The organism is Massilia oculi, from assembly GCF_017582745.1.
GTDB lineage: Bacteria > Pseudomonadota > Gammaproteobacteria > Burkholderiales > Burkholderiaceae_D > Telluria > Telluria oculi_A.
The window spans coordinates 58,097-77,687 of sequence record NZ_JAFVIM010000020.1; the positions used below are offsets into that span (position 1 = coordinate 58,097).

Consider the following 19,591-nt stretch of genomic DNA (forward strand, 5'->3'; position numbering starts at 1 on the left):
CCAACCCCCGAGCGACTTCGACATCGAGCTGCGGATGCTCGTCGAAGCCGTCTACCTGAAATATAACTACGATTTCCGCGACTACACCGGTGCTTCGCAAAAGCGCCGGGTGCTGGTCGCCATGCGCGAGATGGAATGCGACACCGTGTCGGAACTGCAGTCGAAAGTGCTGCACGAGCCGAACGGTTTCGCCCAGCTGTTGCAGTACCTGACGATTCCCGTCACCGAGATGTTCCGCGACCCCGAGTACTTCCTGGCGGTGCGCGAGCAGGTGGCGCCTTTCCTCAAGACCTACCCGTCGCTCAAGATCTGGGTGGCCGGCTGCAGCACCGGCGAGGAAGTGTATTCGCTGGCCATCCTGCTGAAGGAAGAAGGGCTGCTCGAGCGCAGCATCATCTATGCGACCGACATCAACCCCGAGTCGCTGGATGCGGCGCGGCGCGGCGTGTTCCCGCTGGAGCGCATGCGCCTGTATACCGAGAACTACCAGAAGTCCGGCGGCAAGGTCTCGTTTTCGAGCTATTACACGGCCGCCTATGGCGGCGCGCTCTTCGATCGCAGCCTGATGGACAACGTGACCTTCGCCGACCACAGCCTGTCGACCGACAGCGTGTTCTCGGAAACCCACTTCGTCAGCTGCCGCAACGTGCTGATCTACTTTAACCGGCGCCTGCAGGACCGCGTGCTCGGCCTGTTCCACGACTCGCTGTGCCACCGCGGTTTCCTGGGCCTGGGCAGCAAGGAAAGCATCGACTTTTCCAGCTACGCCGAGCGCTTCGAGGCGCTGGCCAAGCGCGAGCGCCTGTTCCGCAAGGTGTCTCCATGAACCCCGCACAGCAACTGGCCGCGGCCATGGGTTCGCGCCGGATCGAGATGGTCGTCATCGGCGGCTCGGCCGGTGGCGTCGACGCCCTGGTCGGCCTGGTGCCGGCGCTGCCGGTGGGGTTCGGGCCGGCCGTGACCTGCATCCTGCACGTGCCGCCGGACCGCGAGAGCCGCCTGGCCGAGCTGTTCGCCCTGCGCGCGGCGCTGCCTGTGCGCGAAGCGCAGGACAAGGAACCGATCCAGCCCGGCACCGTGTATTTCGCCGGTTCCGGCTACCACCTGTCGATAGAACAGGACCGCAGCTTTTCGCTCAGCTGCGAGCCGCCGGTGCAGTTCGCCCGGCCGGCGATCGATATACTGATGGAGTCCGCCGCCGACGTCTATGGCCCGGCGCTGGCGGGTATACTGCTGACTGGAGCCAACTTCGATGGCGCCGAAGGCATGTGCCGCATCCGCGAACGCGGCGGACTCACCATCGTCCAAGACCCCGAAGAAGCGCAGGCCAGTACCATGCCCGAAGAGGCGATCCGGCGCTGCGCTCCGCACATGGTGCTGCCGCTGGCCGGCATCCGCACCGTGCTGCCCCTGTTGGAGACCCCATGAACCAGGACCCAAGCAAAATTCTGATCGTCGACGACCTGCCGGAGAACCTGCAGGCGCTCGAGGCGCTGCTGCGCCATGACCAGCGCGCCATCTACCAGGCTGCGTCGGGCGAGCAGGCGCTGGCGCTGCTGCTCGAGCACGAGTTCGCGCTGGCCATCCTCGACGTGCAGATGCCGGGCATGGACGGCTTCGAGCTGGCCGAGGTGATGCGCTCGACTACCCGCACCCGCCACATTCCGATCGTGTTCGTCTCGGCCGCCGGGCGCGAACTCGATTACGCCTTCAAGGGCTACGAGAGCGGGGCGGTCGACTTCATGTACAAGCCGCTCGACGCCGACGCGGTGCGCAGCAAGGTCAATGTCTTCGTGGCGCTCGACCAGCAGCGGCGCGAGACGCGGCGCCAGATGCTGGCGCTGGAACAGAGCCGGCAGGAGCAGGAGGTGCTGCTGCGCGAGCTGAACCAGACCCAGCAGGAGCTGCAGCGCTCGCTGAAGATGCGCGACGAGTTCATGTCGCTGGTGGCGCACGAGCTGCGCACGCCGCTCAACACGCTGTTCCTGGAAACGCAGATGCGCAGCCTGCAGCTCAAACGCGGCAACACGGCGGCCTTCGCGCCGCAGCCGATGGAAGCGATGATCCAGCGCGACGAGCGCCAGATCAAGTCGATGATCCGCTTGATCGACGACATGCTCGACGTCTCGCGCATGCGCAGCGGCAAGCTGTCGATCCGCCCGGCCCAGGTCGAGTTGATGTGCCTGCTGGAGCGGGTGGTGAGCGATCTGTCGCTGCAGGCCGCCACCACCGGCAGCTCCCTGACCCTGCGCCCGCACGACGGCGTGACCGGCTGCTGGGACGAATTCCGCGTCGAGCAGGTGATCGTCAACCTCTTGACCAACGCGTTGCGCTACGGCTGCGGCCAGCCGGTCGAGGTCAGCGTCGAGCGCACTGGCGACATGGTGCGGATCGACGTGCGCGACCAGGGCAAGGGCATCGCCTCGTCCGACCTGGAGCGCATCTTCGAGCCCTACGAGCGCGGCGCCCGCAACGGCGAGCCGAAAGGCCTGGGACTGGGCCTGTACATCTCGCGCCAGCTGGCCATCTCGCACGGCGGCGAACTGCGCGTGACGAGCAAGCCCGGCGAGGGCTCCGTATTCAGCCTGGTCCTCCCATGCACCGACGTCGCCGTCTGCGCCGAAGCCGATATCTGACCCATCCATAAGGCGGGTGCAGGCGGTGTCCTGGAGAGACGCCGGTTGCACCCGCTTGCCATTTACGACACACTGTCCGGGTTTGTTTCGAGGCCCTCCTTTATCTGGACGGCAACACCGCACTTGACTGATAGCCAAAATCAATCAAGAATATCGAATCAATCAATTTCACAAACGACGAGCAGGGCGGTAAACTGCTTGTCATACGTTTCATCAACCCCCAAACAGGAGATTACATGTCCCTCATCAACACCCAGATCAAGCCGTTCAAAGCAACCGCTTACCACAACGGCAAGTTCATCGACCTGACCGAAGAGAACTTCAAGGGTACCTGGTCGGTGGTGATGTTCTACCCGGCAGACTTCACCTTCGTTTGCCCGACCGAACTGGAAGATCTGGCCGCATTCCAGCCGGAATTCGAAAAGCTGGGCGTCAATGTGTACGGCGTCTCGACCGACAGCCACTTCGCCCACAAGGCATGGCACGACACCTCGGACGCGATCAAGAAAGTGAACTACCCACTGATCGGCGACCCAACTGGCGTCCTGTCGCGTAACTTCGAAGTCATGATCGAAGAAGAAGGCATGGCACTGCGCGGCACCTTCGTGATCAACCCAGAAGGCCAGATCAAGATCATGGAAGTGCACGACAACGGCATCGGCCGCGACGCTTCGGAACTGATGCGCAAAGTCAAGGCAGCCCAGTACGTCGCTTCGCACCCAGGCGAAGTCTGCCCAGCCAAGTGGACCGAAGGCGCAGAAACCCTGACCCCGTCGCTGGACCTGGTCGGCAAGATCTAAGCAGTAAGGCAGTAGTCAAGTAGCACCCGTGAACGGGCCGCTGCGGCGGCCCGTTTTACGCCCGGCCTGTATAAGTCAAGTTAATAGAATCAAAGGAAAACATCATGCTGGACGCAACCCTCAAGAAACAGTTGCAAGCCTATCTGGAAAAAGTGGTGCAGCCTATTGAGCTGGTTGCATCGCTGGATGATTCGCCGAAATCGCGCGAAATGGACGAGCTGCTCAATGAGATCGCAGCCCTGTCCGACAAGATCACCGTGCGCCAGGAAGCCAACGAGCGCACCCCGTCGTTCGCGATCAACCGTGTCGGCACCGATATCGGCGTGCGCTTCGCCGGCATCCCGCTGGGCCACGAATTCACCTCGCTGGTGCTGGCCTTGCTGCACGTCGGCGGTCACACCATCAAGCTGGAACAATCCGTCATCGACCAGATCGCAGCCCTGGACGGCGACTACGTCTTCGAGACCTACATCTCGCTGTCGTGCCATAACTGCCCGGAAGTCGTGCAGGCACTGAACACGATGTCGGTCATCAACCCGCGCATCAAGGTCGTGACGATCGATGGCGGCGTCTTCAAGAAGGAAGTCGAAGACAAGCAGATCCTGGCCGTGCCGATGATGTTCCTGAACGGCCAGCATTTCGGCCAGGGCCGCACCAACGTCGAAGAGATCCTGTCGAAGATCGACGTCAAGGGCGGTGAGCGCAAGGCTGCCGAGCTGAGCCAGAAAGACCCATTCGACGTGCTGATCGTCGGCGGCGGCCCCGCCGGCGCGGCAGCCGCGATCTACGCCGCCCGCAAGGGCATCCGTACCGGCGTGCTGGCCGACCGCTTCGGCGGCCAGGTGCTGGACACCCTCGCGATCGAGAACTTCGTGTCGCTGAAGGCCACCGACGGTCCGAAGTTCGCCGTCGCCCTGGAAGAACACGTCAAGGAATATGACGTCGACATCATGAACACCCAGCGCGCCAGCAAGCTGGTGGGCGGCAAGATGATTGAAGTGCATACCGAGAGCGGCGCGGTGCTCAAGTCGAAGACCGTGATCGTGGCGACCGGCGCCCGCTGGCGCGAGATCAACGTGCCGGGCGAGAAGGAGTACAAGAACCACGGCGTGGCGTACTGCCCGCACTGCGACGGCCCGCTGTTCAAGGGCAAGCGCGTGTCGGTGATCGGCGGCGGCAACTCCGGTGTCGAGGCGGCGATCGACCTGGCGGGCATCGTCAAGGAAGTGACCCTGATCGAATACGGCAATGAGCTGCGCGCCGATGCGGTCCTGCAACGCAAGCTGTACTCGCTGCCGAACGTCAAGGTGATCAAGTCGGCCCAGACCACCGAGATCCACGGCGACGGCAAGATCGTCAACGGCCTGAGCTACAAGGATCGCACCACCGGCGAGCTGCACAAGCTGGACCTGGAAGGCGTGTTCGTGCAGATCGGCCTGGTGCCGAACGCCGAATGGCTCAAGGGCACGATCGACCTGTCGGCGCACGGCGAGATCGAAGTCGATGCCCGCGGCCACACTTCGCTGCCAGGCGTGTTCGCTGCCGGTGACGTGACCACCGTGCCGTTCAAGCAGATCGTGATCGCCGTGGGCGAGGGCGCCAAGGCATCGCTAGCCGCTTTTGACCACCTGATCCGCCTGCCGGTGGAAGAGGAAGAGCAGAAAGCTGCTTGATGACTGAGCGGGCCACGCTGCCCGCTACGTCGAGGAAATGAACGCCGTCTTCCACTGGAAGGCGGCGTTTTTTATGCAGTCGAAGTCAGTAAAAAGATCAGTGGAACGAGAACAGCAACGCCGACGACAGCGCGCCGGACTCCAGCAAAAACCAGGTGGCCGCGCTGGCAAGGGCCAGGTGGACTGCGGTCCAGGTCATAGGGCGGCGCGACATGATGGTTCTCCTGAAGATGGCGGGGCTGTGAATGATGGTCACAATAGTAAATGTCTAGCTGGACACCCGGCATCGGTCAAATATCCGTCTAGTTGTAGGACTAAACCTTGTCGAGAATTTGTGTCGCACAATTGACACAACCAGCTTAGCACCCTGCCTATAACGTGACGACTCCGCCAAAAGTTGACCTCCTACGCATGAAGTAGGTGGCGTCCTATAGTCGAGTTGTCGCCGTGCTAATAAAGTCGGCGTCATCATGACCCGACACGACCCCACCCTCATGCACCGCGGCCTGCTCGCCGTGCGCCGCAATACCATCCGACGCCTCCTGAACGCCGTGTTCGGCATCGCGCAGCTGCGCGAAGGCCAGCAGCGCGTGATCGACAGCGTACTCGACGGCAAGGACACCCTGGCCATCATGCCCACCGGCGGCGGCAAGTCGCTGTGCTACCAGATCCCGGCCAAGATGCTGGAGGGGATCACGGTCGTCGTCTCCCCGCTCATCTCCCTCATGAAGGACCAGCTCGAAAAGCTGGAAGAGATCGGCATCCGCTCGGTCCAGGTCAACAGCAGCTTGTCCGCCGAAGAAGAACACGCCGCGCTCGAGGCGATCGCCAGCGAATCCTGCGAAATCGTGTTCTGCACCCCGGAACGCCTGGTCTCGCCCGAATTCATCGCCGTGCTGCGCAAGGTCACGCTCGACATCGTCGTGATCGACGAGGCGCACTGCATCTCGCAATGGGGCCATGATTTCCGCCCGGCCTATATCGGCCTGGCCGCCGCGATCGAGGCGATCGGCCGTCCTCCGGTGCTCGCGCTCACGGCCACCGCCACCGACGAGGTGATCGCCGACATCGGCAAGCAGCTGGGCCGCAAGCTGAACGTGATCAATACCGGCATCTACCGGCCCAACCTGCATTACCGCGTGCGGCAAGTCACCAGCGCCAAAGAGAAATACCAGGAGGCGCTGCGCCTGGTGCAGCAGACGCAAGGCGTCGGCATCGTGTACGCCGCCACCGTCAAGGTGGCCGAGGAGATGCTGGCCGTGCTCGAGGAAGCCGGCGAATCGGTCACGCTCTACCACGGCAAGCTGCCGGCGGCTGAGCGCAAAATGAACCAGGACCTGTTCATGGAAGGCGAGCGGCGCGTAATGGTGGCCACCAATGCCTTCGGCATGGGCATCGACAAGAGCGATACCCGCTTCGTGATCCACCTGCAGATCCCGGCCAACCTCGAATCGTATTACCAGGAATCGGGCCGCGCCGGCCGCGACGGGCTGGATGCCGAATGCACGTTGCTGTTCCTGCAGGACGACAAGCGCATCCAGCAGTTCTTCCTGGTCAAGCACTATCCGGATGCGCAAGAGCTGCAACTGGTGCACGAGACCGTACGCACCCTGCATGAGGACGGCCCTGTGACGGGTCGCCGTCTCGACGAGGCGCTGGAAGACATCGCGGAGTCGAACATCAAGGTCTGCCTGAAGCTGCTCAAGGACGCCAAGCTGGTGCGCCAGAACCGCAAGCTGGAATACCTGCCCAGCGCGGCCGAGCCGCGTCCCGGCGTGTATGCGCGCCTGGCCCAGGTGTATGTCCAGAAGCAGGAGCGCGACAAGGAAGCGCTGGACCAGATGGTCAGTTATGCGGTGAGCGGCTTTTGCCGCTGGAAGCTGCTGCTCGATTACTTCGGCGACCAGGCGCCGGGTTTTGAACAGTGCTGCAAGTGCGACAACTGCCTGAATCCCCCGGCGCTGAGCCTCCCGCAGGATATCGAAATCCGCGACGACGAATTCGACCGCGAGCCGGCCGAAGAAGCTCCCGAGCCGAAGTTCGAGGTCGGCGCACGCGCCAGGTCGGCGAAGTATGGCGAAGGCGTGGTGGTCGCCATCGCCGGCGATCAGGTGACGGTCGATTTCCCGGACGGCGAAAGCCGCAGCTTCATGGCCGATTTCCTGGAACCGGTGCCAGCGTAAGGGATGCCGATGGGAGACATGGTCGTCGTCCGCAAGGAGGGGTTGTACTGCGTGCCGGGGGACTTCTACATCGACCCCTGGCGGCCGGTGGCGCGCGCCGTCATCACGCATGCCCACGGCGACCACGCGCGCGTCGGCCACGGCCACTACCTGGCGGCTGCGCCCGGCATCGGCGTGCTCAAGTCGCGCCTGGGCGATATCTCGGTCGATGCGCTCGCGTATGGCGAGAAGGTCGTCCACAACGGCGTCACCATCTCGCTGCACCCAGCCGGCCATGTGCTGGGCTCGAGCCAGGTGCGCATGGAATGCGGCGGCGAAGTCTGGGTGGCGTCGGGCGACTACAAGGTCGAGCCGGACAAGACCTGCGCGCCATTCGAGCCGGTGCGCTGCGACACCTTCATCACCGAATCGACCTTCGGCCTGCCGATCTATCGCTGGCAGCCGGAACAGCAGGTGATGGACGAGATCAATGCCTGGTGGCGCAAGAATGCCGAGGAAGGCCGCTGCAGTGTGGTATTCGCCTATTCCTTCGGCAAGGCGCAGCGCATCCTGGCCGGCCTCGATCCCTCGATCGGTCCCATCGTCTGCCATGGCTCGGTCGAGCCGCTGAACCGCGCCTACCGCGCGGAAGGCGTCGACATCCCGCCGACCGTGATGGTGAGCGACGTCGACAAGGCGGCGCTGCGGCGTGCACTGGTGGTGGCGCCGCCATCCGCCAGCGGCTCGCCGTGGATGAAGCGCTTCGGCGACTACAGCGATTCCTTCGCCAGCGGCTGGATGCTGCTGCGCGGCGCGCGGCGCCGGCGCGGCGTCGACCGCGGCTTCGTGCTGTCCGACCACGCCGACTGGCCGGGCCTGATGAGCGCCATCAAGTCGACCGAGGCCCAGCGCGTGATCGTCACCCACGGCTCGATACCGATCCTGGTGCGCTGGCTGTGCCAGAACGGGCTGGATGCGTCGGGCTTCGAAACCGAGTATGGGGACGAAGAGGAAGACGACGCAGTGGAGACACCAGCGCCGGCGGCAGGAGCGGCCGATGCGTGAATTCGCGCGCCTGTACGCCGACCTCGACGAAACCACGTCGACCACCCGCAAGCTCGACGCGCTGCAGGGTTACTTTGCCAATGCCGCGCCCGAGAACGCGGCCTGGGCGGTCTACTTCCTGGCCGGCGGCAAGCCGCGCCAGGCGGTGCCGACCAAGTTGCTGCGCCAGTTCGCGATCGAATACGCGGGCCTGGACGAATGGCTGTTCGACGAGTCCTATCACGCGGTGGGCGACTTCGCCGAGACCATCGCCCACATCCTGCCGCCGCCCACCGAACGGTCCGACGTCGGCCTGGCCGAGTGGATGGAACAGCGCATCGGCCCCCTGCGTGGCGCCGATCCGGGCCGCATCCGCGAGGCGCTGTTCATGTACTGGAACGAGCTGGATTGGCGCGAGCGCTTCCTGCTGGTGAAGCTGATTGGCGGCGGATTCCGGGTCGGGGTATCGAAGCTGCTGGTGACGCGTGCGCTGGCTGCGATCGCCGCCGTCGACAGCAAGCTCATTGCCCAGCGCCTGATGGGCTGGACCGATGGGCGTGTGAAACCGACGGCCAGCGGCTTCCTGCAGCTGATCGCCGAGCAGTCCGACGAGGAGCACAAGCTGCGCGGCGGCCAACCTTATCCCTTCTTCCTGTCGCATCAGCTCAATGGCGATCCGGCCGTCCTGGGCGAGCTGGACGACTGGCTCGTGGAATGGAAATACGACGGCATCCGCGCGCAACTGGTGCGGCGCGACGGCCAGAGTTTCCTGTGGTCGCGCGGCGAAGACCTGATCACCGAACGCTTTCCCGAACTGGCGGCGGCGCGCCTGCCCGACGGGATGGTGCTCGACGGCGAGGTGCTGATCTGGCAGCCCGGGTCGAGCATGCCGTCGCCCTTCGCCGACCTGCAGAAGCGCATCGGCCGCAAGACCCTGTCGGCCAAGCTGCTGGGCGAGCTGCCGGCGGTGCTGTGCTGCTATGACTTGCTGGAGCTGGACGGCGTGGACCTGCGCGGCCTGCCGCAGCACGAACGGCGCGCCTTGCTCGAGGTGGAAGTGGGCAAGCTGGAGCAGCCGCAGCTGCGCCTGTCGCCGCTTGTCCACGCGGACAGCTGGGAAGACCTGGCGACCCTGCGCGCCGGCTCGCGCGCGCGCAGCGTGGAGGGCATGATGCTCAAGAGCCGCACAGCCCACTACGGCGTCGGCCGCACCAAGGACGTCGGCACCTGGTGGAAGTGGAAGATCGACCCTTACGCCATCGATGCCGTGCTGCTGTACGCCCAACCTGGCAGCGGCCGGCGCGCCTCGCTCTACACCGACTACACCTTTGCCGTGTGGGATGGCGAAGGCGCCGAGCGCAAGCTGGTGCCGTTCGCGAAAGCCTATTCGGGCCTGACCGACGCCGAGATCGCCCAGGTCGACAACACGATCCGGCGCACGACCATCGAGAAGTTCGGGCCGGTGCGCTCGGTCAAGCCGACCATGGTGTTCGAGATCGGCTTCGAGGGCATTGCGCTGTCGCCGCGCCACAAGGCGGGGATCGCGGTGCGCTTTCCGCGCATCCTGCGCCGGCGCCTTGATAAGCCGGTCGAAGAAGCCGATACGCTCGACACGCTCAAGGGCTTGCTGGAGGCGGCCACCGCATGAGCCGTAATCCGGTCAGCACCCGCATCGAAGAATGGTTGTCCAGCCGCGGCTGGACCGCCTTTCCATTCCAGCGCGCGGTGTGGAAGGCAGCGCTGAAGGGCGAATCGGGCCTGCTGCATGCGAATACCGGCGCCGGCAAGACCTTTGCCGTCTGGTTCGCGGCGCTGCAGCGCGCCGGCCTGGAGACGGGAAGGGCCAAGGCGGGCCTGCGCGTCCTGTGGATCACGCCGATGCGCGCGCTGGCGGCCGACACCCAGCGCGCGCTCGAGGATTCCGCCGCGGAGCTGCTGCCCGAATGGCGCATCGGCGCACGCACCGGAGACACCAAGTCGGCCGAGCGGGCGCGCCAGACGCGCAGCATGCCGGCGGCCCTGGTGACGACGCCCGAGAGCCTGTCGCTCATGATCAGCAATGCGGCCGCCCATGAACAGTTCCGCCATCTCGATATGGTCATCGTCGACGAGTGGCATGAACTGATGGGCAGCAAGCGCGGCGTGCAGGTGCAGCTGGCGTTGGCCAGGTTGCGGCGCTGGCGTCCCGAACTTCTGGTATGGGGCGTGTCGGCCACGATGGGCAATCTCGACCTGGCGCGGCAGGTGCTGCTGGGTAGCGATTCCGGTGTCCTGGTCGAAGGCGATACGCGCAAGAAAATCGTGGTCGACTGCCTGATCCCCGCGAACGTCTCGCGCTTCCCCTGGGGCGGCCACCTGGGCTTGCAGATGCTGCAGCCGGTGATCGATGAAATCGAGGGGCACGAGGCGACCCTGGTGTTCACCAATACCCGCTCGCAGGCCGAGATCTGGTACCAGAACATCCTGGAGGCGCGGCCCGACTGGGCTGGCGTGATCGCGCTGCACCATGGCTCGCTCGACCGCGAGGTGCGCGAGTGGGTGGAGCTGGGCCTCAAGAACGGCATCCTGAAAGCCGTGATCTGCACCGCCAGCCTCGATCTTGGCGTGGACTTCCTGCCGGTCGAGCGCGTGCTGCAGATCGGCAGCGCCAAGGGCGTGGCGCGCCTGCTGCAGCGCGCCGGCCGCAGCGGCCATGCGCCGGGACGCGTCTCGCGCGTGACCCTGGTGCCGACCAACAGCCTCGAACTGCTGGAAGCGGCCGGCGCGAAGAAGGCGGTGACGGCGCGCCGCATCGAGGGCCGCTACGTGCCGAACAAGCCGTTCGACGTGCTGGTGCAGCACCTGGTGACGGTGGCGCTGGGTGGCGGCTTCCGCTCGGAAGAATTGTATGAGGAAGTGCGGCAGGCCTGGTCCTACCGGCACCTGGAGCAGGAAGAGTGGCAGTGGGCGCTCGACTTCGTCGCGCGCGGCGGCCAGAGCCTGACCGTGTATCCCGAATACCGCCGCGTGCTGCCGGACGACGAGGGCGTCTACCGCGTGCCCGACAGCGCCATCGGCCGCCGTCACCGGATGGGCATCGGCACCATCATGTCGGACGCCACGATCCAGGTAAAGTACATGAGCGGCGGCAGGATCGGCAGCGTGGAGGAATCCTTCATCTCGCGCCTGAAGCCCGGCGACCGCTTCCTGTTCGGCGGGCGCATCCTGGAATTCGTGCGCGTGCACGAGCTGACCGCCTTCGTGAAGCGCGCCAGCGGCACCCGCGGCGCGATCGCGCGCTGGCAGGGCGCCAAGATGCCGATGTCGAACGAGCTGGCCCACGCCGCGCTGGAAGAGCTGCGCCTGGCCGACGGGGGCGTGTTCGACGGCCCCGAAATGCGCGCCATCGAGCCGCTCATCGAGATCCAGCAGCGCTGGTCGGCGCTGCCCACGAGCGAAGTGCTGGTGCTCGAGTCGATGAAGAGCCGCGAGGGTCATCACCTGTTCGTGTATCCGTTCGCCGGCCGTTCGGTGCATATGGGACTGGCGTCCCTGATCGCCTTTCGCGTCGGCCGCGTGCAGCCGATCACGTTTTCGATCGCCATCAACGACTACGGTTTCGAGCTGATGGCGCCCGAGCCGGTCGACTGGGCGCGCATGTTCGACGCGCCGACGGGCGCCGGCGTGGACCTGTTCGACACCGCGCGCCTGCTGGAAGACGTGATCGACAGCCTGAACGCGACCCAGTTGTCGCAGCAGCGCTTTCGCGAGGTGGCGCGGATCGCCGGCCTGGTGTTCTCGGGCTATCCGGGCCAGCCGAAGTCGAACCGCCAGCTGCAGGCTTCGTCCTCACTGTTCTTCGAGGTGTTTCGCAAGCATGATGCCGGCAACCTGCTCTTGACCCAGGCCGAGCGCGAGGTGATGGAGCAGGAGCTCGAGCTGACCCGTCTGCGCGACACGCTGACCGAGCTTCACGCGCGCAGGATCGCCTATCGCGAAGTAAAACGTGCAACGCCGTTCGGGTTTGCCCTGATGGTCGAGCGTTTCCGCGAAAAGGTCAGCACCGAGAAACTCAATGACCGCGTGGCGCGCATGCTGCGCGAACTCGAGAAGGCGGCGGCATGAGCGGGGTCATGGTCCAGGTGGCCGGCGAATCGCTCCGGCTGCTGCCGGAGAAGGCCATCTATTGGCAGCGCGAAGGCATGCTGATCATCGCCGACATCCATTTCGGCAAGGCGGCCGCCTTCCGCGCCCTCGGCGTGCCGGTGCCTCGCGGCACGACCTCGGAGAACCTGGCCGGCCTGGACGCGCTGGTGGCCGCGCACGGCGCGCGCCAGGTGGTGTTCCTGGGCGACTTTTTGCATGCGCGCGCCGCCCACGCCAGCTCGACCCAGCTGGCGATGCTGGCCTGGCGCCAGCGTCATCCCGACCTGGCCTTGATGCTGGTGCGCGGCAATCACGACTTGCACGCGGGCGACCCGGCGGCGGCGCTGGGGATGACGCTGGTGGACGAGCCGCATGCGATCGGGCCGTTTGCCTTCTGCCACCATCCCGGCGTCGACGCGCCAGGCTATGGCCTGGCCGGCCACGTGCATCCGGTCTATGTGCTGGCGACGCGCTTCGATGCGCTGCGCCTGCCGTGCTTCGTCGTCGGCGAGCAGGGATTGATCCTGCCGTCCTTCGGCGCGTTTACCGGCGGCCACGCGGTCAAGCCGGGGCCTGGCGACCACATCTATGTGACGTCGGGCGACGCCGTCCACGCCGTCTGTTAGCGCCTGCCTGCCGTTGGTTCGTAACCGTACGGACCTTGCTTTTGCACCGGGGTACTGTCTGCCTGGATCGAAGGCGGTGTCATGCCGTCCCGCTAACTTCTAGGATATTGGGAGATTGCCATGAAAAAACGCATCCTGATGTGTTCCCTGGTGGCTGCCCTGGCGCCGGCCGGCACGTTGCTGGCGACGAGCAGCACGGCCCTGGCGCAGACCTTGCCGCTCAGCCGCACCGTGACGCCTGCCATCGAAGGCTTCCACGTTGAAAAAGTGCCGCGCCTGGAGCAGGGCGCCGCCTTGCACTTCCATGTGTACGGCACCCGGAACGCCACGGTGAACGTGACCATCGACGGCGCCACCCGCGCCGTCCAGATGCAGGAGACCGATCCCGGCCGCTACAGCGGCAGCTATGTGATCGGCAACCACGACCGCTTCCAGCCCGACAGCGCGGTGACCGCCGAGATGCGGCTGGGCAGCCAGGTCGCGACCACCGTGCTGCGCGACGGCCTGCTGAGCGGGGCCGCGGCATCGGCATCGGCGTCATCGCAAGAATCGGTGCGGCAACTGGCGTCGAAGGACGCGGGTGTCGCCAGCGCGGCGCCTGGCGCCGCACCGCCGCCGCCGCCGCGCACGACCGAGCGTCCACGCGTGGCGCGTTATTGCACCAGTTGCGCGATCGTCGAGAATGTCCAGATCGTGCGCGATGCGGTGGGCAGTTCGGGGGCGCTGGCCAGCGACGTGCAGGCCGCCCAGCGGTATCGGGTGACGGTGCGCTTCAATACGACCGATGCGACCCAGGCGATCGAGTACGACAACAATCCGGGCTACCGCAAGGGCGACCGGGTGCGTGTCACCGACGGGGTATTGTCCCTCGATAAGGAATAACAGACGCGCCAACGACGATGCCCGCCTTTGCAAGCGGGCACCGTTGTTGACGTCACGCCGGGAAGTTCAGACCGTTGCCAGCACCTGGTCATCACCAGGCTGATCGAGCTCGGCCTTCTGGCGGGCAGCGCCCTTGGTGCGCGAACGCGAGGGCGGCAGGCGGCGCAGGGTCTTGAGCGCTTCGGCATCCTTGATGCCGATGGTGCGCTGGTCGACGGTGATCAGGCCGATTTCGTTGAAGGCCGACAAGGTGCGGCTGACGGTCTCGAGCGTGAGGCCGAGGTAGCTGCCGATCTCGTGACGCGTCATGCGCAGGTTGAACAGCTTGCTGGAATAACCCATCGCGGCGAAGCGGTCGGCCAGCGAGACCAGGAAGCGGGCCACGCGCGCCTCGGCCGACAGGGCGCCGAGCATGCCGATCATGGTCTGCTCGCGCACCAGCTCGCGGCTCATCACGCCGTACATCATGTTCTCGAGTTCGCTGTGGACGCGACCCAGTGCGGTCAGTTTCTTGAACGGCAGCAGGATCAGGTCACAGTCGGACAGCGCCACGGCCTCGGAGGCATAGTGGCGGGTGTGGATGCCGTCGACGCCGAGCATATCGCCCTTCATGGGGAAGCTCAGCACCTGTTCGTTGCCGAATTCGTCGATCAGCACCGTCTTGAGGAAGCCCGAGTTGACGATGTACAGGGTGTCGAAGGCCTGGCCGATCGTGTGCACGCGCTGGCCCGTCTTGAACTGCACGTGTTGGAACAGCAATTCTTCGGAGCTCACCGACACGCTGGCTGGAATACGGAGCAGGTCGCACACTTCTTTCAGGTTGGACCAGAGGCGACCCTGGCGCTGGCGCCCCGCTTCCATCGGGGAATGCAGGGTAGGCTGGGTAACGTTGCGTTGATCTGACGGTGGCTGGGACTGCATGCTCATCTCCGGTAAGGAACTCAGGTTTCACGCGACCCCGGCGGCACGGCAGCGTGCGGTAGCGCGTCTGCCATGCCATGGTTTTATATGGCTGACGCCGTGACTTGGATCGCAAGCAAGTCGAAACGCTGAATTCAGTATGCCAACACGAGTCCGGCACGAATATCAGCGTTGCCTGAATATGTAAGTAGGACAGATGGTGCAGTCGTAGGAATTCTCCTACCACCAAGAACGCCGCCCGAATGGCGGAAGGTGGCAGAACGGAAACAGACGGGGTGTCAGAGCGTGGCGGCGCTAGCCTGGGAAAAAGGGCGTGCGCCGCACGAAAACCGCGCGCGGCGGTCAAAGGAAATCAGCGCATCACGCCTTCAGTGGCGACAACAGGCGGTGTGCGACGGCATATTGCACCATCTCGGACAGCGAGCTCATGCCCATTTTCTGCATGATGCGGGTCTTGTGGGTGCTGACGGTTTTCACCGACAGATGCAGGCCATTGGCGATCTCGGTAATCGACTTGCCGCTGACCAGGAGCGAAAATACCTCGAATTCGCGGTCTGACAACTGTTTGTGCAACAACTGCTCGCTCGGCGCCATGATGTTCAGCGCCAATTGTTCGGCCACTTCGGTGCTGATGTAGGGACGCCCCGAGGCCACCTTGCGGATCGCCCCCACCAGCTGGGTGCCCGCGCTCTCCTTGGTGAGATAGCCCTGGGCGCCGGCGCGGATCGCGCGCACCGCGTACTGCTCTTCCTCGTGCATGGTCAGGATCAGGATGGCCAGCTTGGGCGCTTCGCTGCGCACCTGCCGGATCAGGTCGACGCCGCTGCGGCCGGGCATGGACAGGTCGAGCAGCAGCAGGTCGAAGCCGCCCTGGCGTACCAGCGACAATACTTCGAAGCCATTGGTGGCTTCGCCCACGATGTCGACTTCCTCGGCGCCGTCCAGGATGCGCTTGAGGCCCTCGCGCATGATCGTGTGGTCATCGGCGATGACGATTCTTACCATTATCGATTCCTCGAACCTGAAGCGGTTTGCTACCCTGGATCAGTAAAAAAACTATTGTAACTGTAAATACATGACCCTGCTGTCGGCGGGGTCAGGAAGGCGCCGGTTCGGCGATCAGGCGGTGCACCAGCACCGGCTTGGTCGTGTGCGACAACACCTTGTTGGTGACGCTGCCCAGCAGTAGCTGGTTCCAGCCGCTGCGCCCGTGCGAGCCCATGAAGATCAGGTCGCAGCCCTCCTGCTCGGCGACGTCGACGATCTTGAGCGCCGCCGAATCGGAAAACGCCGTCATGCACCGGTACTGGAGATTGGCGCCGGCGCAGGAGCGCGTGATCTTGCCCATGTATTCCTCGCCCATGCGCCGCATCTGGGCGATGTATTCTTCTTCGCTGGGGTAGGAGGGGGGGATGATCTCCACGTACACTGGGTACTGGTACTCGGGGGCGACGAACAGGGCCAGCACTTCGGCGCCCATCTGTTGCGCGAATTTGACGCCCGCGCAGGCGGTGTGCTGCGATACGGCCGAACCGTCGGTGGTGATCAGGATCTTGCGATACATAATGGTTCCTCCTGGGTGGCCATGCACATTCAGGTGACTCAGTGCAGGATGGCGATTTCTGAGACGCAAACAGTTGAGTTCTATCAAATGAACGCGACCTGCTGCGATGCGACACTAACCTTGGAAAACTGACCTGCGATTACAAAATACAACACCGAGCTTATAAAAAGCATCAGGAACACCCGGTTTTAATTGTCGCGGAATTAAGTTTCCCTGTCCATTTTGTTGCATTGCCTTCTCTGAGATTTACCTACGGCAACCACACTGCTACACTCGCTTCAATTACTCCACCGAAACTTAACCGGCCGAAACGGCCTGGTGGACGCACCAGAACCCCCGGATTGCAGAGCTGATTGCTCATTTATACATTATGGAGAAGCAGGGATTATGACCGACGCCGCTGACGATTTCGACGCACTATTCGAGGAAGTGGCGGCGCAGCGCACCAGCGCACCGCCTGGCCCTGCCGCCGCGGCCGAGCCAGCCCCGGCCGCAAGCAACGACGAGGATGACCTGGAATCCTTGTTCGACCAGGTATCCGCCACCGCCGCGCCGGCTGTCGCCGCCGTGGCCGCCACTGCCGCCGTCGCCACCGTGGCGCCGGCCGCTGCCGCGCCAGCCGCGGGTGCGCAGGCCGAGGAAGGCCACGAAGGCGGCATGTTCGAACGCCTGGGCGGCATCGTGCGCCTGCTGCACGACTCGCTGCGCGAGCTGGGCTACGACAAGGCGCTGACCGAGGCTTCGTCGCAGATCGTCGACGCCCAGGATCGCCTGGAATACGTCGCCACCCTGACCGAACAGGCCGCCAACAAGGTGCTCAACACCCTGGACGAGGGCATGCCGGCGCAGGACCTGCTGCAAAAGCAGGCCAAGGACATGGAAACCCGCTGGGCCGACCTGTTCGAAGGCAAGCTGAGCCTGGATGAATTCAAGGCCCTGGCCGGCGATTCGCGCCAGTTCGCCGCGCTCGTCAACGAAGCAACCGAAGCCGAACGCGCACGCCTGCTCGAGATCATGATGGCCCAGGACTTCCAGGACATCACCGGCCAGCTGATCAAGAAAGTCGTCAAGATCACGCAGACCGTCGAGAGCGAGCTGGCTCAGCTGCTGCGCGACAATGCGCCACCGGACATCAAGGAAAAGCTGGCCAAGAAAGAACAGCCAGCAGCTCCCGCGCCGCTGATGCAAGGCCCGTCGGTGCCGGAAGCGGCGCTGAACCAGGACAATGTTGACGATCTTCTTGCCGATCTGGGATTCTAATGGACGATATGCTGAAGGATTTCGTCGTCGAGGCGATGGATCTGGCGGTAAACGTAGAAGAGCACCTGCTGCGCCTCGAACGCGACCCCGATAACAAGGAAACGCTGAACGCGGTGTTCCGGTCGTTCCACACGATCAAGGGCGGCGCCGGTTTCATGGGCCTGCCCGCGCTGGTGGCGGCCTGCCACCTGACCGAGAACCTGTTCGATGCGCTGCGCACCGGCGCCGCGCCGGTGACGCCGCTCGCGATCGAGGCGGCGCTGCAGGCGTCCGGCTTCGTGGCCGACCAGCTCGGCGACCTGAACAACGGCACACCGCCGGAAGGCCTGGCGCAGATGCCGGGCGACCTCGAGCGCATCCTGATGGACGCGATCGAAGGCAAGGACAGCGCTCCGGCTGCCGCAGTTGCCGCACCCGCAGCTGCGTCGGCCCCGGCCGCCGCCGTGGTGGCCGAAGCTCCGCCTGTCGCAGCGTCTGCGGCCGCCGCCGGCGAGGACGGCCTGGACTGGACCGGCATGTACAACGCCGTGGTCCCGGCCGCGAACGCGATCGCCGCGACCGCTGCCGCTCCTGCTGCTGCCCCGGCCGCCGATCCGGTTGCCGCCGCCGCACCGGTTGCTGCCGCCGCCCCTGCCGCCGCAGCGCCGGCCGCCAAGAACTGGGACGGCGTCGAGCGCCGCACCGAGAACAAGCCTGCCGCCGCCGCGCCGGCCAAGGACGAAAGCATCCGTATCGACGCCGTCAAGCTCGATGCGCTGCTCGAAGTGGCCGGCGAGTCGGTGCAGGCCGCCAACCAGGCCGCGGTGCTGTTGGAGCGCCTGCAGCAGTTCAAGTTCGAAGGCCAGGCCGCGGTGCTGATCGCGACCCTGACCGAGACCCTGGAGCGCGCCTCGCGCTACTCGGCCGAGCTGCAGCGCGCCACGCTCGCGACCCGGATGCAGCCGGTGGGCCGCCTGTTCCAGAAATTCCCGCGCCTGGTGCGCGAGCTGGCGAAAGACCTCGGCAAGGACGTCGAGCTGACCATCGAAGGCGCCGAGACCGAAGTCGACCGCGTGGTGGTGGACAGCCTGTACGATCCGCTGGTGCACATGCTGCGTAACGCACTGGACCACGGCGTCGAATCGCCCGAAGAGCGTGTCGCCAACGGCAAGCCGGCCAAGGCCTTCATCCTGCTGAAAGCCTGGCAAGAGGCCAATAGCGTCATGATCGTGCTGCAGGACGACGGCAAGGGCATGGACCCGGTCAAGCTGCGCAAGAAGGCGGTCGACAAGGGCCTGATCGGCGAGAACGGCGCCCAGAGCGACGAAGACGCGTATCAGCTCGTGTTCCTGCCGGGTTTCTCGACCAAGGAAGTGGCTTCCTCGGTGTCGGGCCGCGGCGTCGGCATGGACGTCGTGAAAACGGCGGTCGAGAAGAACCGTGGCGCAATCAGGATCGAAAGCCAGCTGGGCAAGGGCACGCGCTTCGCGATCCGCCTGCCGATCGAGCTGTCGATCGTGCCGACCATGCTGGTGTCGACCTCGGGCGCGCAACTGGCGCTGCCGATGGCCGTCGTCGAGCGCGTGGTCGAGCTGCCGGACGATTTCGCCTGCGTCGGCGGCGCTCCGGTGCTGAAGGACCAGGGCCGTCCGCTGCCGGTGCGTTCGCTGGCGCTGGCGCTGGGCTACGAGGCCGCTTCCGAGAAGGTCGGCATCGTCATCAACGCGCCGCAACCGTACATCCTGGCGATGGAAGCGGTGGACGGCACGGCCGACCTGGTGATCAAGCCGATGACCGCGCTGACGGTCGAAGGCATCACCGGCACCGCGCGCTCGGCCGAGGGCGAACTGGTGCTCGTGGTCGGGCTGTCGTTCCTGATGGATGGCTGCCGCAGCAGCGTGCGTCTGGCTGCATAAAAA

At 64.9% G+C, this 19,591-nt stretch carries 16 protein-coding genes; 13 read left to right on the forward strand and 3 right to left on the reverse strand.

All coding sequences use genetic code 11. From position 1 onward, the window contains the following. Nucleotides 1-34: 34 nt before the first annotated feature. The 11 genes from J3U95_RS20590 (at nt 35) to J3U95_RS20640 (ending at nt 13,948) form a co-directional block, all read left to right on the forward strand. Nucleotides 35-826, forward strand: coding sequence for a CheR family methyltransferase (locus J3U95_RS20590; protein ID WP_208280587.1), 792 nt, complete (start codon nt 35-37; stop codon nt 824-826). Further along, a complete protein-coding gene (locus J3U95_RS20595; RefSeq protein WP_208280527.1) occupies nt 823-1,428 on the forward strand; it encodes a chemotaxis protein CheB in 606 nt (201 codons plus the stop codon). The genes J3U95_RS20590 and J3U95_RS20595 overlap by 4 nt, the downstream gene beginning before the upstream one ends. Beyond that, nucleotides 1,425-2,636 carry a hybrid sensor histidine kinase/response regulator gene (locus J3U95_RS20600; RefSeq protein WP_208280528.1) on the forward strand — a complete coding sequence of 404 codons (1,212 nt, stop codon included), beginning with the start codon at nt 1,425-1,427 and terminating at the stop codon, nt 2,634-2,636. The genes J3U95_RS20595 and J3U95_RS20600 overlap by 4 nt, the downstream gene beginning before the upstream one ends. Nucleotides 2,637-2,872: 236 nt before the next feature. Continuing rightward, nucleotides 2,873-3,436, forward strand: coding sequence for an alkyl hydroperoxide reductase subunit C (gene ahpC / locus J3U95_RS20605; protein ID WP_005662712.1), 564 nt, complete (start codon nt 2,873-2,875; stop codon nt 3,434-3,436). A gap of 104 nt (nt 3,437-3,540) precedes the next feature. Then, nucleotides 3,541-5,109, forward strand: coding sequence for an alkyl hydroperoxide reductase subunit F (gene ahpF / locus J3U95_RS20610; RefSeq protein WP_208280529.1), 1,569 nt, complete (start codon nt 3,541-3,543; stop codon nt 5,107-5,109). 470 nt (nt 5,110-5,579) lie between these two features. Further along, nucleotides 5,580-7,292: a RecQ family ATP-dependent DNA helicase gene (locus J3U95_RS20615; RefSeq protein WP_208280530.1), complete on the forward strand. Its 1,713-nt coding sequence runs from the start codon at nt 5,580-5,582 to the stop codon at nt 7,290-7,292. 9 nt (nt 7,293-7,301) lie between these two features. Further along, nucleotides 7,302-8,336, forward strand: a complete 1,035-nt coding sequence (locus J3U95_RS20620) for a ligase-associated DNA damage response exonuclease (protein ID WP_208280531.1) — start codon at nt 7,302-7,304, stop codon at nt 8,334-8,336. Next, a complete protein-coding gene (locus tag J3U95_RS20625) occupies nt 8,329-9,963 on the forward strand; it encodes an ATP-dependent DNA ligase (protein WP_208280532.1) in 1,635 nt (544 codons plus the stop codon). The genes J3U95_RS20620 and J3U95_RS20625 overlap by 8 nt, the downstream gene beginning before the upstream one ends. Then, on the forward strand, nt 9,960-12,419 hold the full coding sequence (locus J3U95_RS20630) for a ligase-associated DNA damage response DEXH box helicase (RefSeq protein ID WP_208280533.1): 2,460 nt from the start codon (nt 9,960-9,962) through the stop codon (nt 12,417-12,419). The genes J3U95_RS20625 and J3U95_RS20630 overlap by 4 nt, the downstream gene beginning before the upstream one ends. Further along, nucleotides 12,416-13,066, forward strand: a complete 651-nt coding sequence (pdeM, locus tag J3U95_RS20635) for a ligase-associated DNA damage response endonuclease PdeM (protein WP_208280534.1) — start codon at nt 12,416-12,418, stop codon at nt 13,064-13,066. Before J3U95_RS20630 ends, pdeM begins: the two co-directional genes overlap by 4 nt. 120 nt (nt 13,067-13,186) lie before the next feature. After that, nucleotides 13,187-13,948 carry a hypothetical protein gene (locus tag J3U95_RS20640; RefSeq protein WP_208280535.1) on the forward strand — a complete coding sequence of 254 codons (762 nt, stop codon included), beginning with the start codon at nt 13,187-13,189 and terminating at the stop codon, nt 13,946-13,948. A 66-nt stretch (nt 13,949-14,014) separates the two neighbouring features. Here J3U95_RS20640 and J3U95_RS20645 read toward each other — a convergent pair whose 3' ends face one another. From J3U95_RS20645 to J3U95_RS20655, 3 genes are all read right to left on the reverse strand, one after another. Further along, entirely contained in the window at nt 14,015-14,809 is a 795-nt protein-coding gene (locus J3U95_RS20645) for a Crp/Fnr family transcriptional regulator (protein ID WP_137173321.1), read from the reverse strand. A 420-nt stretch (nt 14,810-15,229) separates the two neighbouring features. Further along, nucleotides 15,230-15,874, reverse strand: coding sequence for a response regulator (locus tag J3U95_RS20650; protein ID WP_005662702.1), 645 nt, complete (start codon nt 15,872-15,874; stop codon nt 15,230-15,232). A 91-nt stretch (nt 15,875-15,965) separates the two neighbouring features. Further along, complete coding sequence (locus J3U95_RS20655) at nt 15,966-16,433, reverse strand: universal stress protein (RefSeq protein ID WP_208280536.1); 468 nt, start codon at nt 16,431-16,433, stop codon at nt 15,966-15,968. 387 nt (nt 16,434-16,820) lie between these two features. On the opposite strand from J3U95_RS20655, the gene J3U95_RS20660 reads away from it, so the two are divergent. Then, nucleotides 16,821-17,693: a protein phosphatase CheZ gene (locus J3U95_RS20660; protein WP_208280537.1), complete on the forward strand. Its 873-nt coding sequence runs from the start codon at nt 16,821-16,823 to the stop codon at nt 17,691-17,693. Then, nucleotides 17,693-19,588 (forward strand): chemotaxis protein CheA, encoded by a 1,896-nt coding sequence (locus J3U95_RS20665; RefSeq protein ID WP_208280538.1) that lies wholly within the window; start codon nt 17,693-17,695, stop codon nt 19,586-19,588. Before J3U95_RS20660 ends, J3U95_RS20665 begins: the two co-directional genes overlap by 1 nt. Nucleotides 19,589-19,591: the final 3 nt, after the last annotated feature.